14 protein-coding genes are annotated in these 15,344 nt (G+C 62.9%); 3 read left to right on the top strand and 11 right to left on the bottom strand.

Annotated elements, in window-relative coordinates; translation table 11 throughout:
* Positions 1 to 397 precede the first annotated feature (397 nt).
* Both tyrS and ACSW29_RS24985 read right to left on the bottom strand, forming a co-directional pair.
* A complete protein-coding gene (gene tyrS / locus ACSW29_RS24980) occupies positions 398 to 1,675 on the bottom strand; it encodes a tyrosine--tRNA ligase (protein WP_448278559.1) in 1,278 nt (425 codons plus the stop codon).
* A 19-nt stretch (positions 1,676 to 1,694) separates the two neighbouring features.
* A complete protein-coding gene (locus ACSW29_RS24985; RefSeq protein ID WP_448278560.1) occupies positions 1,695 to 2,303 on the bottom strand; it encodes a DNA-3-methyladenine glycosylase in 609 nt (202 codons plus the stop codon).
* 86 nt (positions 2,304 to 2,389) lie between these two features.
* Between ACSW29_RS24985 and ACSW29_RS24990 the strand changes: the two genes are divergently transcribed.
* The 3 genes from ACSW29_RS24990 to ACSW29_RS25000 are packed head-to-tail and all read left to right on the top strand — an operon-like array spanning position 2,390 to position 4,490.
* Entirely contained in the window at positions 2,390 to 3,124 is a 735-nt protein-coding gene (locus ACSW29_RS24990; protein ID WP_448278561.1) for an ABC transporter ATP-binding protein, read from the top strand.
* The gene (locus ACSW29_RS24995) at positions 3,121 to 3,876 is read left to right on the top strand and encodes an ABC transporter permease (protein WP_003944033.1); all 756 of its coding nucleotides are present in this window, start codon (positions 3,121 to 3,123) and stop codon (positions 3,874 to 3,876) included. Before ACSW29_RS24990 ends, ACSW29_RS24995 begins: the two co-directional genes overlap by 4 nt.
* Complete coding sequence (locus tag ACSW29_RS25000; RefSeq protein WP_448278562.1) at positions 3,873 to 4,490, top strand: TetR/AcrR family transcriptional regulator; 618 nt, start codon at positions 3,873 to 3,875, stop codon at positions 4,488 to 4,490. The genes ACSW29_RS24995 and ACSW29_RS25000 overlap by 4 nt, the downstream gene beginning before the upstream one ends.
* On the opposite strand, the gene ACSW29_RS25005 is transcribed toward ACSW29_RS25000, so the two are convergent.
* From ACSW29_RS25005 to argJ, 9 genes are all read right to left on the bottom strand, one after another.
* The gene (locus ACSW29_RS25005; RefSeq protein WP_003944045.1) at positions 4,487 to 4,693 is read right to left on the bottom strand and encodes a Trm112 family protein; all 207 of its coding nucleotides are present in this window, start codon (positions 4,691 to 4,693) and stop codon (positions 4,487 to 4,489) included. The two genes, ACSW29_RS25000 and ACSW29_RS25005, sit on opposite strands and share 4 nt — an antisense overlap.
* Before the next feature lie 39 nt (positions 4,694 to 4,732).
* A complete protein-coding gene (locus ACSW29_RS25010; RefSeq protein ID WP_448278563.1) occupies positions 4,733 to 7,714 on the bottom strand; it encodes an acyl-CoA synthetase in 2,982 nt (993 codons plus the stop codon).
* Between the two features lie 170 nt (positions 7,715 to 7,884).
* Complete coding sequence (gene argH, locus ACSW29_RS25015) at positions 7,885 to 9,327, bottom strand: argininosuccinate lyase (RefSeq protein ID WP_047270474.1); 1,443 nt, start codon at positions 9,325 to 9,327, stop codon at positions 7,885 to 7,887.
* 3 nt (positions 9,328 to 9,330) lie between these two features.
* The gene (locus ACSW29_RS25020; RefSeq protein ID WP_317828982.1) at positions 9,331 to 10,530 is read right to left on the bottom strand and encodes an argininosuccinate synthase; all 1,200 of its coding nucleotides are present in this window, start codon (positions 10,528 to 10,530) and stop codon (positions 9,331 to 9,333) included.
* A 47-nt stretch (positions 10,531 to 10,577) separates the two neighbouring features.
* Positions 10,578 to 11,057, bottom strand: a complete 480-nt coding sequence (locus tag ACSW29_RS25025; RefSeq protein ID WP_020907875.1) for an arginine repressor — start codon at positions 11,055 to 11,057, stop codon at positions 10,578 to 10,580.
* Complete coding sequence (gene argF, locus ACSW29_RS25030) at positions 11,054 to 12,004, bottom strand: ornithine carbamoyltransferase (protein WP_021334039.1); 951 nt, start codon at positions 12,002 to 12,004, stop codon at positions 11,054 to 11,056. The genes ACSW29_RS25025 and argF overlap by 4 nt, the downstream gene beginning before the upstream one ends.
* Positions 12,001 to 13,200: an acetylornithine transaminase gene (locus ACSW29_RS25035; protein ID WP_230813244.1), complete on the bottom strand. Its 1,200-nt coding sequence runs from the start codon at positions 13,198 to 13,200 to the stop codon at positions 12,001 to 12,003. The genes argF and ACSW29_RS25035 overlap by 4 nt, the downstream gene beginning before the upstream one ends.
* Positions 13,197 to 14,120, bottom strand: a complete 924-nt coding sequence (gene argB / locus ACSW29_RS25040; protein WP_448278564.1) for an acetylglutamate kinase — start codon at positions 14,118 to 14,120, stop codon at positions 13,197 to 13,199. The genes ACSW29_RS25035 and argB overlap by 4 nt, the downstream gene beginning before the upstream one ends.
* Positions 14,117 to 15,328 carry a bifunctional glutamate N-acetyltransferase/amino-acid acetyltransferase ArgJ gene (gene argJ / locus ACSW29_RS25045; protein ID WP_448278935.1) on the bottom strand — a complete coding sequence of 404 codons (1,212 nt, stop codon included), beginning with the start codon at positions 15,326 to 15,328 and terminating at the stop codon, positions 14,117 to 14,119. Before argJ ends, argB begins: the two co-directional genes overlap by 4 nt.
* Positions 15,329 to 15,344: the final 16 nt, after the last annotated feature.

Genomic DNA, 15,344 nt, shown 5'->3' on the forward strand with positions numbered 1-15,344 from the left:
AGGCGGTTGATCATTCGCGGATGTGAAGTACCAAAAAAAATTTGGCACTGACATTCATCGACACACTGTTGAGTTCTCAAAGAACACGCACACACCATCACTTCAACCAGGTTGAAAGCTCCGGGGCAAGGGTTACAATCTTAGCTTGTTCGCTCCAGGGAAGCAAGTTCCCGTTGAGCGTGATTGTCTCCGACTTCGTCCAACCGCGTTTCCCCGGCCTCTCGGTCGGGGTTGGTGTCCGTGTCGCTCTGACTTGGACAAAGTTACGCGAATGAAAACTGAGCGTCAAACGTGCAGGTCGCAGATGTTCCCCAGGTTAAATCCGCTGGTAGCCCGCCCGGAGGCGGGCCACCAGCGGCCACAGGAGCCCCTCGAGACAACTGTGACCCCACACACGTCAGTTCGGAAGGATTTTCACGCCGGCGAAGTTGCGCTTTCCGCGCCGGACGACCAACCAGCTGCCGTGAAGCAGATCGGATGCGGCGGGCTCCCAGTCATCGGCCGACACCTTCTGGTTGTTCACCGAAGCGCCGCCCTCTTTCACTGCGCGTCGAGCGGCTCCCTTGCTCTCACACAAGCCGCTCGTCACGAGCAGATCGATGATCGTGCGCGGCTCCCCCGGCGTCAATTCGCTGACCGATGCTTCCTTCAGCGCCGCAGCGAGCGTCGACTCGTCGAGTTCCGCCAGCTCCGCCTTGCCGAACAACGCCTGGCTGGCGAGCTCGACAGCACAGGTGTTGTGTTCCCCGTGAACCAAGGTCGTCATCTCCGCGGCGAGTCGCTTCTGCGCTTCTCGCGCATGCGGCCGCTCCGCTGTTGCAGTCTCCAACTCCGCGAGTTCGTCCGCAGTCAGGAAGGTGAACCAGCGCAGGTACTTGATCACGTCGGCGTCGCCAGTGTTCACGAAGTACTGGTACCAGGCGTACGGGCTGGTCATCTCGGGGTCGAGCCACAAACTGCCGCCACCGGTCGACTTTCCGAACTTTTTGCCATCGGCCGAGGTCACCAGCGGAACCGTCATTGCATGAACGCTCTCACCGTCGACACGACGGTTGAGTTCGACGCCGGCAATGATGTTGCCCCACTGATCGGACCCGCCGACCTGCAGAGTGCAACCCAGATCGCGTCGCAAGTGCAGGTAGTCGTTGGCCTGGAGCAGCATGTAGCTGAACTCGGTGTACGACATCCCGTCCGACTCGAGACGACGCTTCACGGTGTCACGCGCAAGCATGACGTTCACGGAGAAGTGTTTGCCGACATCACGCAGGAAATCGATGGCCGACATCTTGCCGGTCCAGTTCATGTTGTTCTCGATGACCGCGCTCGTCGGCGAATCGTCGAAATCCACGAATCGTTCGAGCTGACCACGGATACGACCTGCCCAGTCCGCGACGGTGTCGGCGGAGTTCATCGTCCGTTCCCCGACGTCACGGGGGTCTCCGATCAGGCCCGTTGCACCGCCGGCAAGAACGATCGGACGGTTGCCGGCACGCTGAAACCGCTTGAGCGCGAGGAGCGGAACCAGGTGACCTGCGTGCAGGCTCGGTCCGGTCGGGTCGAAGCCCGCATACAACGTGACCGGTCCGGCCTCGAGATCTTTACGCAAAGCGTCAAGATCGGTTGATTGGGCGATCAGCCCGCGCCAGGTCAGTTCGTCGAGAATATTCTCAGTCACGGACTCGATCATCCCATCTTCACGAAATGACCGGCGCTCGCGGGCTTCGGCGATACGCGGACACCGCTCGCGAGTCCGGAATCCACAGGCGCCACGGGACCTCCTCCGCGTTACTGACCCCCACCCGCGGTCCACTGACCCATTCCTTCGACTCCCCCAATTCGAGCCGAATCCGCGAGGCAGGGTTGAACACGTCTGTTCCGTTGTCCGCCAACGTGATTGCGACAGAAGCGCCGAGATTACCTGGCCCTCTGGCCCATTGGTGAGATGGTCGATCCGGCGATCTCCGAGCAGACACCACATCGTGACCGGCCTCGATTTCGGCCGCTCGGAGCAGAACACCACCCGCGACACCATCCGGGCCGTACGAGATGTTCATACAAAAGTGCATTCCATAGCTGCGGTAGACGTAGAGACGCCCCGCCCGCCCGAACATCACGCTGTTCCGCGGCGTTCTCCCCCGATACGAATGCGCTGCCGGATCGGGCCAAGGCCCGTCCTTCTCCCCGCCGTACGCCTCGACCTCGACGATCCTCAGCGAGATGTCGTCGACGATCAGGGTCGAGCCGAGAATTGTCAGGCCCGCTTCCAACGGGTTCTCCACATTTTCCAAGGTCTCGATACTCACCCTTCGATTGTGCCCACGCCGTTGACTCATCGGTCGGCCGAGTCGCATAATTCAACAAGTGATGAATTATTGAAACGAGGCGAACCGTGACCACAACGCCGGCAATAGATGTCCGCGGACTACGAGTCATCCGTGGTAACCACGAAGTTCTTCACTCGCTTGACCTGCAGGTATCAGCAGGATCGATCACCGGACTGCTCGGTCCCTCCGGCTGCGGCAAGACAACCCTCATGCGCGCGATTGTCGGAACACAGATCGTCGAAAGTGGTGAGGTCAGAGTTCTGGGCGACCTCGCCGGTTCCGTTGCTCTTCGCCGCCGGGTCGGATACGTCACCCAATCCCCCAGCGTGTACGGCGACCTGACGGTCACTCGAAACGTCCAGTACTTCGGCGCCCTGTACGGCAAGTCCGGCGCAGACGTCGCGGCGGCGGTCGACGCCGTCGGATTGAGCCGATACGCCGACCAGACCGCCGCCGATCTGTCTGGTGGTCAACGCGGGCGAGTCTCGCTGGCATGCGCGTTAGTGGCGTCACCTGATGTGTTGATCCTCGACGAACCGACCGTCGGCCTCGATCCGGTGCTTCGCGTCGAATTGTGGGAACGATTTGCCGACCTCGCTCGCAGAGGAACCACCCTGTTGGTCTCCAGCCACGTCATGGACGAGGCCGATCACTGCGCTGAACTGATCCTGATGCGCGACGGGCACCTTCTCGCACAACTCACACCTGATGAATTGCGCGCCAAAACCAGATGCGAACGGCTCGAGGACGCCTTTCTCGAGCTGATCCGGACTTCACCCGTGGGAGGCGAAATATCATGAGCATCAGGATCTTCGGCGCTACGACCGTCCGCATTCTGCTTCAGCTCCGCCAGGACCATCGCACGGTGGCCATGATCTTGTTGGTCCCGTCCTTGCTGATGATTCTGCTGTATTTCCTCTACCAAGACGTCCCGACGCCGCCCGGCCAGGTTTCACTGTTCCAACGGGTGGCGATCACCATGTTGGGAATCTTGCCGTTTGTGGTGATGTTCCTGGTCACGTCCATCGCAATGCAGCGCGAACGCAGTTCAGGAACACTCGAACGCCTGCTCACCACCCCAATGGGCAAACTCGATCTTCTGGCGGGATACGGCGCGGCATTTTCGCTCTCGGCCGCCGCCCAGGCAGCTCTCGCGTGCGCGGTTGCTTTCGGATTTCTCGGACTCACCATCGCCGGCAGTCTTGCCTGGGTCATCGTCATTGCAGTTCTCGGCGCAATACTCGGCGTTGCGCTCGGCCTGTTGGCCAGCGCATTCGCGAAGACCGAGTTCCAAGCGGTGCAGTTCATGCCGGTAGTTGTGGTCCCCCAACTCTTCCTCTGCGGACTCCTGGTGCCCCGCGACCAATTGCCGACCTGGCTCGAATGGATCAGCAACGTCCTCCCCTTGAGCTACGCCGTCGACGCACTTCAACAAGTGTCAATGCATGCCGATGCGACGGGACAGATGTGGCGTGATCTCGCCGTCATGGCGGGCTTCGCCGCCGCAGCGCTCTCGCTCGCCGCGGCAACACTCGATCGCCGCACTCCATGACCGACAACGACACGACTCCGGCACCGATTCGTTCGGGGCGACGACCGGGCAAATCGGAGACTCGCGCGCAGATCCTCGATTCGGCGCGACGAGCGTTCTCCCAAAACGGTTTTCGACGAACAACCGTGCGATCGATAGCCGCGGCCGCTGACGTCGATCCGGCCATGATTCATCACCATTTCGGCAGCAAGGAGCAGTTGTTCACCGCTGCGATCGCGCTACCGATCGATCCAGCGCAGGTATTGGGACCGGTTCACGCCTTTCCGACCGAAAATCTCGGCGAGAACCTACTCAGAGCAGTAATCGGGCTGTGGGAATCGGAACATCAGCCGGCGATTCTGGCGGCTTTTCGATCGGCGGTTTCCGGCGACGGATCGCAGTTGATCCAGAGCTTTCTGCTCGATGTCGTTTTGCGCGACATCATTCCGCGCGTGGACACACCACCTGGTACCGGCTTGATCAGAGCGGAATTGGTGGCCTCTCAGATGGCCGGACTGCTTGTCACGCGATATGTGCTCGGACTCGAACCACTCGCATCATTGAGCGTTGACGCGTTGGTACCGCTGGTGGCGCCGAACCTCCAGCGGTACCTGACCGGTGAACTACCGATCTAGCCTTCAGCCCGTGCGAGCAACTTCTCGTGCTCGTCGTCCGCAACATCGCGTGCCTCGTCGATCAACAGAACGGGAATGCCGTTCTCGATCGGGTATGCACGCCGAAGGCGCGGGTTGTAGAGCAACTCGTCCCCGACCAGCAGCAGCGGGCCTTTATCCTGGGGGCAGGCCAAAATGCTGAGCAACGTCGAATCAATAGCCACGTGAGTCCTCTCGAACCGATCAAACAGAATGTCCTCAGGCTACCGTGCTCCGGTGCTCACCCTCGTCGGCATCAACTGCGCGGCAATTGCCTTGGTCAGCCGCCTGTACGACTGCGTCTCGGAATCGAGGAACCAGGTCCGTGGCCCCGGCGCCGGCAATCCGGCCGCAGCCAACGCAGTGGAACTCGGACGATACGACGAACCCACCGGAATCTCGTCAACCACGTGCACGATATCCGGACGAGCGTCGAAAGCGATGCGCGAGAGAGCCTCTGCAAGCTCGGCAGAACGGAACTGCCGCCCCGGACGCCAGGTCACGGCAGCGACCGCCAGCTGATGCGGCGCGTCACCGACTCCGTATGCGACGGCAAGATCCACCCGCGCCACACTCGACAACGCGTCGACGATCGGCTGGGTGAACACGGGGCCGCGGAGCGTGGAAATGACCGTGTTCTTGTGGTCGATCAGCCAGTAGTCGCCGTCGGAGTCCCGGCGGAAGAGATTCTCGGTGGGAATCCACGAATCGCCGGCTTGAAAGAGACCTCGCATGGCGCCGCCCGAGAGATCGGCAGTGAATCCCGCGCGCCCGAGCAGCAAGCCGACCTCGTCTTCGGCGCACTCACGGACAAATCCGTTGCCGTTTTCGAGGAGCCGACCACTCAGCGGGTCGTAGGCCGCCAACCGAACCTGCGCGCTACCCGGCAGCGGGCGACCCTTGGAACCAACTTTGGAACCTGCAACGTTGGCGAGAATCACGTCGCCTTCGGTCGACGCATAGAACTCGAGCACCTGCGCGGGGTCGAACGCCTCCGTGGTCCGCTTCCACAAACCATGGGGCATTCCCGAACCGATGAACAGGCGGACCGGATGGCTACCGTCGATGAGAAGAAGATCCTCGTCGAGGATCTCGCGCATCATCGACCACGTGTAACTCACGACCGTCACGCCGTAGCGGTGGATTTCTTCGACAAACCTCGCCGGATTCAGTCCGCGTGAGAGAGCAATCCGGGAACCACCGGCCATTGCGCCACCGATGGTCGCGAGCAGACTCGACGAATGGTGGAGCGGCGCAAGGCAGTACACGGTGTCACCGCGATCGAGATCTGCCGCCGTGGCCGTGCCGAAGGCCGACAATGCCCACCGGTAGTTGGTGATCTGCTTGGCTTCGAGCACACCGCCGGATTCCGCAAAGATGATAAAGGCGAGTTCACGGGCGACACCGGGATCCGGTCGGTACCACCCGGGCAGATTGACCTTCGTCGGATCGATTTGTTCGAGATCGATCACGTCGTGTGACGGATCCACCTCGAGGCCGCGCGCATCGCCGCCGCCGAGCACCAAAACCGGCCTACCGGTAACCACTGCAGCATCGACGTTCTCCGGATCGGTGATGATCCGATCGACCGATCCCAGCTTGACCGCCGCCGTGATGTCGGACCCTGGCGGAAGCATGACCGCGACGGCACCGAGGCGCGAGAGTGCTGCGATGGCCGCGAGTGCGCTGGGACGGGTCTCCATCAGGACACCGACGTGTGCTGCCGGACGCACTCCCACGGAGATCAATCCGCGTACGACATTGTCGATGCGGGCGTTGACCGCTTCGTAGGTGTGCACGCGATTGTCGAAGAGGAAGCACTCGCCGTTCGGCGCCTTTCGACGCTGCTCCGCGAGCAACTGGCTCAGCGAGATCTTGGTGTGCGGCTGAATTTGGTTGAGGCGCGCCAGACGCGGCAACGCTCGTGCCGCTTCGCCCGACAATTCGAAAGTGCCGCGCAACGCACCTGCGGCAAGGTCACTGATTCCCTTGGTGACTCCTGCCCCTACTTCGGCGACCGAGGCGACGGTGTGGATGATCCGATTGCTGATCGACACGCCGGTCTGATCTTCGAGGTCGGCGCCGTAGACCATGTTCGCGATGCGGTCCGGGAGGGGTCCCCCAGTCTCGGTCCACTGTACGAATTCACCGGTGGTCGGCCAGGTGTGATTGGCCGCGGTGGACCCGACGACCAATCCGAAATGGCCTGCGCGCAAGGTAGATTCGTAGACCTTGGCACGCGGCGCTGCCTGACTGATGCCTCGAACCGCTTGCGGCTGACCGATGTCGTCGACCTCGCCGACGAATGCCAGGATGGGGCAGGTGATCTCGGCGAGCGAGACCAATTGATCCTTGATGACAAAACCACCGGTCATCATTCGGTTGTGCACGATGAACTGCTTGAGCAGTTCGGCTACCGCGGGCCCCGACCACGCGACCCAACCCTCGGTCGCGAGGAAGCGTCGCTGCTGCTCCCGCGGAAGCAACGCCTCACGGTCGTGCAGTTGAAGCAGAAAGTCGACGCGCATCTTCAGCGTTTTCACGGGATCGAGCAACTGGAACCCGGTGCGAGCCATCCATCCGGTGACTGCCAGGCGATTGAAGACGTGATCGGCGAGGAAATCCGCACCCTTGGTAGCCAATCCGGCCGGGATACCGAAAGGCAGCGCGGCGAGTGTGTCGACCGGACTGCCGAAGGTGATGACACTGGCGATGTTTCGGCTGCGTCGGTAGGCAGCAGCCTGATAGGCGAACATCCCACCCTGCGAGTAACCGGAGATGTGAACATCTTTACCGGTGTGACGGTGGATGTGATCGACGATGTCGCTGAGAGCGATGATGTGATCGGCAAGATTACGATCCCAACCGCCCTCTTCGGAGTCGGGCGAGCCGAAATCGACTACCCAGGGGTCCAGGCCCATCTCGTGCAGAATTCCCACAGCACCCTGGTCACGGGTCACGTCGTACACGTTCGCCGACATCATCATCGGCGGGATCAGCAAGATCGGTGCGCCGACAGTTTCGGGGTCACTGTCCGGGAAGTAACGCCGTAGCCGATACATCGCGGCGCGTTCGACGATCTCGAACGGCGACGTGGTCGCATCCGTTTCCAACCCACCCAACCGAACGACTTCGAGGCCGTTTTGTGCTGTCGCAACCACCCGACGAATCGGGCCCAGCACAGACTTGGAATTCAATCCCACCATTTCACTCCCAAGTTACTCACCATGTGACGTCAGTCTCATTTTTCCCGCGCGCGATAAGCCTACTGACGACGAATACGCGTACGCGGTCAGGGAGCAAATTCTGCTCCCTGACCGCGTACGACCGAAGGACTACTGCCGAAAAGAGAGCGACAACACTCGTGACCGCGAGGTCAGAGGGTCCATTCCCGCAGTGACTGCGCCACTGCTTTGACTCCGTCCAGCTGCTCGGCAACCCGCACCCCCGCGGTTCCGCCTCGCGCGTTGCGCGAAGCAATGGAACCCTCGACTGTCAGCACCTCACGAACAGCGGGCGTCAGCGCACTGTCGACGCCGGCCAACTCCTCGTCGGTGAGATCTTCGAGTCCGACACCTCGCGCTTCCGCAACACGCACACACGCTCCGGCGGCCTCGTGTGCAACCCGGAACGGCACGCCCTGACGCACCATCCACTCCGCGATGTCGGTGGCCAACGTGAACCCTGCCGGAGCAAGTTCCGCCATGCGCTCGGTGTGGAACTCGAGAGTCTGCACCAGACCGGTGATGGCCGGGAGCAACATCTCGAGCTGCGCAACCGAGTCGAAAACCGGTTCCTTATCCTCTTGCAGATCGCGGTTGTACGCCAGCGGCTGAGCCTTGAGCGTCGCCAACAATCCGGTGAGGTTACCGATCAAACGACCCGACTTACCGCGCGTGAGTTCCGAGACATCTGGATTCTTCTTCTGCGGCATGATCGACGATCCCGTGGACCACGCGTCGGCAAGCGTGATGTAGCCGAACTCCGGTGTGCTCCAGATGATGATCTCTTCCGCCATACGGGAGAGATCGACACCGATCATTGCAAGCACGAACGCTGCCTCTGCTGCGAAATCACGCGAAGCCGTTGCGTCGATCGAGTTCTCGGCCGAGCTGTCGAACTTCAGTTCCGCCGCAATCGCTTCGGGATCGAGTCCGAGTGAGGAACCGGCGAGTGCACCGGAACCGTACGGGGACACTGCAGCTCGCACGTCGAAGTCGCGAAGGCGTTGCACGTCGCGCAACAACGGATGTGCGTGAGCGAGCAGGTGATGCGCCAACAGGACTGGCTGAGCCGCCTGCAGGTGCGTCTTGCCCGGCATCACGGCATCCGGATGCGCCCCGGCCTGAGTCGCCAATGCGTCGACCACGTCGAGAACGCCGGTGGAGATGCGGCGGACCGCATCCCGAAGCCACATGCGGAACAGCGTGGCCACCTGGTCGTTACGTGAACGACCAGCACGCAGGCGACCACCGACCTCAGGCCCGACGCGCTCGATCAGACCACGCTCGAGTGCGCCGTGCACGTCCTCGTCCGAATCACTGGGCCCGAAGGCGCCGCTGGCGACATCTGCCGCAAGACGGTCGAGACCGTCGAGCATTGTCGCGAGGTCGGCTTCGCTGAGCAGGCCAGCCTTGTTCAGCACACGTGCATGCGCCTGCGACGCCCGCACATCGTACGGAGCGAGGACCCAGTCGAAGTGAGTCGACTTGCTCAGCGCTGCCATGGCAGCGGCCGGCCCGGATTCGAACCGCCCGCCCCAGAGCGCACCTTCGTTGGTGCCGTGTTTTTGGGCGTCTCCGTCACCGTGAGCCGTCATGGCTCAGAGTCCCAGATCGCGCTTCGCGGCGACCTTCGACGACAGACCGTGGATCTCGACGAAGCCCTTCGATGCGGACTGGTCGAAGCTGTCGCCCTCGTCGTACGTCGCGAGGTTGAAGTCGTAGAGCGACTCGGGGCTACGACGACCGTTGACCGTGATGGCTCCACCGTGCAGGAAGAGACGAATGTCGCCGGTGACGCGCTCCTGCGTCTTGGTGACGAACGTGTCCAGTGCGTCCTTGAGGGGCGAGAACCAGAGGCCGTCGTAGACCAGCTCGGACCAACGCTGCTCCATCTGACGCTTGTAGCGACCGAGTTCGCGTTCGAGGGTGACGTGCTCGAGTTCCTGGTGCGCGGTGATGAGAACCATGGCGCCGGGAGCTTCGTAGATCTCACGGCTCTTGATGCCCACGAGACGGTCCTCGACGACGTCGAGGCGGCCGACGCCCTGAGCGCCTGCGCGCTTGTTCAGTTCCTGGATCGCTTCGAGCACGGAGACGGGGCGACCGTCGATGGCGACCGGGCGGCCCTTGTCGAAGCTGATGATGAGCTCGTCGGGTGCGTTCCAGTTGACCGTCGGGTCCTGGGTGTAGTCGTAGACGTCCTTCGTCGGCGCGTTCCACAGATCCTCGAGGAATCCGGTCTCGACGGCGCGGCCCCAGACGTTCTGGTCGATCGAGAACGGCGACTTCTTGGAGACGTTGATCGGGATGTTGTTCTCTTCGGCGAAGGCGATGGCCTTCTCGCGGGTCCAGGCGTAGTCGCGGACCGGTGCGATGACCTGCAGGTCGGGGGCGAGGGCGCCGAATCCGACCTCGAAGCGAACCTGGTCGTTGCCCTTACCGGTGCAACCGTGCGAGACGATGGTGCCGCCGTGCGAGCGTGCAGCTTCGACGATGTGCTTGACGATCAGCGGACGGCTGATGGCCGAGACCAGCGGGTAACGGTCCATGTACAGGGCGTTGGCCGCGATGGTCGGCAGGCAGTATTCGTCCGCGAACTCGTCGCGGGCGTCGACGACAACGGATTCGACTGCGCCGCAGTCGATCGCGCGCTGACGCACGACCTCCATGTCCTCGCCACCCTGCCCCAGATCGATGGCGACGGCGACAACTTCAGCGCCCGTCTCCTTACCGATCCAACTGATGGCAACAGAAGTGTCCAGCCCGCCCGAGTAGGCGAGTACGACGCGATCGGCCATGGTTTTTGTGCTCCTTCGGTTGAAAATCTCTATCAAAGAATAAAGGGTCAGGCGAGCGATTCGATCATGGCCGCGAGTTCCGCTCCGGAAAGAGGTTCCCGGGCCACTACGAAGATGGTGTCATCTCCGGCGATCGTGCCCACGATGTCCGGCATCGAGGACCGATCCAGTGCGCTCGCGAGGTAATGCGCGGCTCCCGGCGGTGTCCGGAGGATCGCCATGTTGCCGCTGAAATCGGTGGAGACCAACAGCTCACCCAACAGCCGTGACAGGCGGTCGGTACCGCCGGACACACCGCGTACCGGGTTCCCGTCCTCCGGCACCACGTAAACACCGGCGCCGCCGTCGGCGGCGCGCAGTTTCACCGCTCCCAACTCTTCGAGGTCACGCGAAAGGGTGGCCTGCGTCGCTTCGATGCCCTCGGCACCGAGCAACGCCGCCAACTCCGTCTGACTTCGGACAGGGTGAGCCGCCAGAAGCGCGATGATGCGCGACTGGCGACCAGCCCGAGTGGGAGCGACGCTCACGCCGGATCCAGTTGGGTTCGCTGTTCCAGCAGCCACACGAGCAATGCCTTCTGGGCGTGCAGGCGGTTCTCCGCCTCGTCCCAGACAACACTCTGCGGCCCGTCGAGAACCTCGTCGGTGACCTCTTCGCCGCGATGTGCGGGCAGGCAGTGCAGGACGACAGCCTTCGGATCTGCCTTTGCGAGCAGCTCTTTGTTGATCTGGAACGGACGGAAAGGTCCGACCCGATCGAGTCCGTCGTTCTCCTGACCCATCGAGGTCCAGGTGTCGGTGACCAACGCGTCGGCGCCGACGACGCCGGCCTGCGGGTCCTGCGTCAGCGTGATGGTCGCACCGGTTTCCTCGGCGCGTTTGCGTGCTGCTGCCACTACCCAGTCCGCCGGTTCGAAGCCCGCGGGGCTGGCAATGGTGACGTCGATGCCTGCGGTGACTCCGCCGAGCATCAGTGAGTGAGCCATGTTGTTGGCGCCGTCACCCAGGTAGGTCAGCTTCAGTCCCTTGAGCTCACCCTTCTGCTCGATCAGCGTTTGCAGATCTGCCAGAACCTGACAGGGGTGAAACTCGTCCGACAACGCATTGACGATGGGAATGGTTGCGCCCGTTGCCATCTGCTCCAAGCGCTTCTGACCGAACGTGCGCCACACGACGGCGTCGACGTAGCGAGAGAGAACGCGTCCGGTGTCCGCCAACGTCTCTTCACGCCCGAGTTGGGTGCTGCGCCCGTCGACGACGACGGCGTGGCCGCCCATCTGCGCGATGCCCATCTCGAACGAGAAACGTGTACGCGTCGAGTTCTTCTCGAAGATGACGCCGACTCCGCGTGGACCCTCGAGCGGACGCCGAGCGAACGGGTCCTTCTTGAGAATCGCAGCGAGTTCCAGAACTTCGGCCTGTTGCGCCGGAGTCAGATCGTCGTCCCTGAGAAAGTGTTTCACCACGGTAGTCACTTCTCCCCCGGCTGGTCAGCCGATAGTGCACTGTCGAAGATGGCAGGTAGTGCTGCCACGAAGGTTTCGGCCTGCTCATCCGTGAGGATCAGCGGCGGCGCCAACCGGATCACTCCGGGTTGCGCTGCATTCACAAGGTACCCGGCTTCACGGGCGGCATTTTCCACCGCCGGCGCGACATCCTCGGTCAGCACGACACCCAGCAACAGTCCTGATCCCCGTACGTAGTCGACCAACGGATGGCCCAGGTCTTCGATGCCAGTCGAGATCGACTTACCCAAACTGTCCGCGCGCGAGATCAGGTCTTCCACTGCAATGGTTTTCAGCACGGCAAGTGCCGCCGCAGCGCACACCGGATTGCCACCGAACGTCGTACCGTGCTTGCCCGGTCCGAACAACTCTGCCGTGGCCCCGGTCGCGATGCAGGCGCCGATCGGCATTCCGCCGCCGAGCCCCTTCGCGAGGGTGATGACGTCCGGGACGATGCCGACTGCCTGATGGGCGTAGAACCAGCCGGTCCGGCCAATGCCGGTCTGCACTTCGTCGAGCACGAGAAGTGCGCCGCGCTCGGCGGTGATCCGCCGAGCCTCGACGAGGTATCCCTCGGGTGGCACCACGACGCCGCCCTCACCCATGATCGGTTCGAGGAACACAGCGGCGGTGTCGGAATCGACGGCCTGCTCGAGTGCCTCGACGTCGCCATACGGCACGAACTCGACACCGGCGGGCATCGGTTCGAACGGCGCACGCTTGGCCGGCTGACCCGTCAGTGCGAGTGCGCCCATCGTGCGACCGTGGAAGGAGCCTTCGGCTGCGATGATCTTCTTCCGGCCGGTGGCACGAGCGAGCTTGAAGGCAGCCTCGTTCGCCTCGGTACCGGAGTTGCAGAAGAACGCGCGCCCGGTCACGTTGCCGAGATGCGCGAGCAGCTGCTCCGCCAACTCGACGACCGGCTCGCTGGCGTACAGGTTGGACACGTGGCCCAGTGTCGACAACTGAGTGGTGACGGCTTCGACGACGGCAGGATGTCCGTGTCCGAGGATGTTGACGGCGATTCCGGCCAGGAAGTCGACGTACTGCTTGCCGTCGGCATCGGTGAGTACGGCACCGTCACCGCGAACGAGAGCAACCCGGGGTACGCCGTAATTGTTCATCAGCGAAGCGGACCACCGCTGCTGCAGATCGATCGTGCTCATGAGGTAGCTCCCTGCTGGGGACCGGCGACCGAGGAACCCGGCACGACCATCGTGCCGATTCCTTCGCCGGTGAAGAGTTCGAGTAGGACTGAATGTTCGAGCCGACCGTCGATCACGTGCGCCGACGGCACACCTCCGCGCACCGCGCGAAGGCAGGCCTCCATCTTGGGCACCATGCCGGCATCTAGACTCGGCAACAATTGAGCCAGGGCGTCGGTGTCGATTTCGGTGGCCAGCGAGGATCGGTCCGGCCAATCGGTGTACAGGCCTTCGACGTCGGTGAGGACAACGAGCTTCTCGGCACCGATCGCCTCGGCGAGTGCGGCAGCAGCGGTATCGGCGTTGATGTTGTGGACGACGCCGTCGGCGTCGGGTGCGATGGTCGAGACCACCGGAATACGTCCTGCCGCAATGAGATCGAGTACCGCGTCCGGGTTCACGGTGGTGACGTCTCCGACCAGGCCGATGTCGGTCTGCTCCCCCTCGACCGCAACAGTGCGTCGAGTAGCGGTGAACAGGTGCGCATCTTCGCCGGAGATCCCGACCGCGTAGGGACCGTGCGCGTTGATCAGGCCGACGAGTTCACGGCCGACCTGACCGAAGAGCACCATCCGAACGACGTCCATCACTTCGGGCGTCGTCACACGGAAGCCACCGCGGAACTCACCCTTCATGCCTAGGCGTGCCAGCATCGCATTGATCTGCGGGCCACCGCCGTGCACGACGACGGGATGGATGCCGACCGTCCGCAGGAACGCCATGTCGGCGGCAAATGCCGTCTTGAGCGTCTCGTCGATCATGGCGTTTCCGCCGTACTTGACCACGACCACCTTGTCGCGGAATCGCTGCAGCCACGGTAGCGCGTCGGCAAGGACATGTGCCTTCTGATGCTCGCTGATCGCGGGATACGTCTCGGTCATGACGAGTACGCCGAGTTCTCTTCGACGTAGGCGTGCGAGAGGTCCGTGGTGCGAATGCTCACGGACTCGCTGCCGATCCCCAGATCGATGTCGAGTTCGATGTCGATCCCGCTCAGGTCCACCTCACGCGCTCCCGGAGCACCGACGCCGTCAATGCAGACCGGATTCCCGTTGAAGGACACACTGATTCGATCTGGATCGAGCTCGATGGGAGCGATACCCACTGCTGCGAGGACGCGACCCCAGTTGGGATCGGATCCGAAAAGCGCCGTCTTGACCAGGCTGTCCCGAGCAACGGTCCGGGCGCCGATCAGCGCGTCGGATTCGGACGCTGCGCCGCGAACCGTCACCTTGACCCGCTTGGTGACGCCCTCCGCGTCTGCCATCAACTGATCGGCGAGGTCGTCACACACTGCGAACACTGCGGCGTTGAGCTCGTCCTGGGTCGGCGTCACACCGCTGGCACCGGAGGCCAACAGCAGCACCGTGTCGTTGGTGGACGTCGCGCCGTCGACGTCGAGGCGATCGAAGCTCAGGTGGGTGGCGGCGCGCAACGCGGCGTCGAGCTGCTCGGCCGTTGCGACAGCATCGGTCGTGACGACGCACAGCATGGTGGCCAGCGCAGGCGCGAGCATGCCTGCGCCCTTGGCCATTCCGCCGACGTTCCACTTGTTCGCGTGGTGCAGCGACGCCTGCTTCGGCACAGTGTCCGTCGTCATGATCGCGTATGCCGCGTCGGTGCCGCCGGAGATTCCGCCGGCGAGTTCGTGCACGACCTCCGTGACTCCGGGGATCAGCTTGTCCATGGGCAACCGGTCACCGATGAGTCCGGTGGAACAGACGGCAACCTCGATCGCGCCCGTCTCGGTTCCCCAATTGCTCAGTGCCGAAGCAACTTCCTCGGCAGTCTTGTGTGCATCCTGGAATCCACCCGCGCCCGTGCAGGCGTTCGCGCCGCCCGAGTTGAGCACCACGGCGCGCAGCTTGCCCGTCGTCAGGACCTGCTGAGACCACAACACCGGAGCTGCCTTGACCTTGTTCAGGGTGAAGACGCCGGCAGCGGCCAGATCAGGGCCCTCGTTGAGCACCAGCGCGAGGTCCGACTTGCCACTCTTCTTGATACCGGCAGAAATTCCGGCACCACGGAATCCGGCAGGTGCGGTGACGCCCTGTGTACGGAGCAGACGTCCCCCGGCGACGTGAACCACGTCGGATTCGGTTGGG

The sequence above is a fragment of the Rhodococcus sp. GB-02 genome, from assembly GCF_053470465.1.

Excerpts from the sequence above, each read along its gene's own strand:
- argB (WP_448278564.1), bottom strand. The coding sequence starts at position 14,120 with ATGACCGAGACGTATCCCGCGATCAGCGAGCATCAGAAGGCACATGTC.
- ACSW29_RS24995 (WP_003944033.1), top strand. The coding sequence starts at position 3,121 with ATGAGCATCAGGATCTTCGGCGCTACGACCGTCCGCATTCTGCTTCAG.
- argH (WP_047270474.1), bottom strand. The coding sequence starts at position 9,327 with ATGACGGCTCACGGTGACGGAGACGCCCAAAAACACGGCACCAACGAA.
- ACSW29_RS25035 (WP_230813244.1), bottom strand. The coding sequence starts at position 13,200 with ATGAGCACGATCGATCTGCAGCAGCGGTGGTCCGCTTCGCTGATGAAC.
- ACSW29_RS25000 (WP_448278562.1), top strand. The coding sequence starts at position 3,873 with ATGACCGACAACGACACGACTCCGGCACCGATTCGTTCGGGGCGACGA.
- ACSW29_RS25020 (WP_317828982.1), bottom strand. The coding sequence starts at position 10,530 with ATGGCCGATCGCGTCGTACTCGCCTACTCGGGCGGGCTGGACACTTCT.
- ACSW29_RS25010 (WP_448278563.1), bottom strand. The coding sequence starts at position 7,714 with ATGGTGGGATTGAATTCCAAGTCTGTGCTGGGCCCGATTCGTCGGGTG.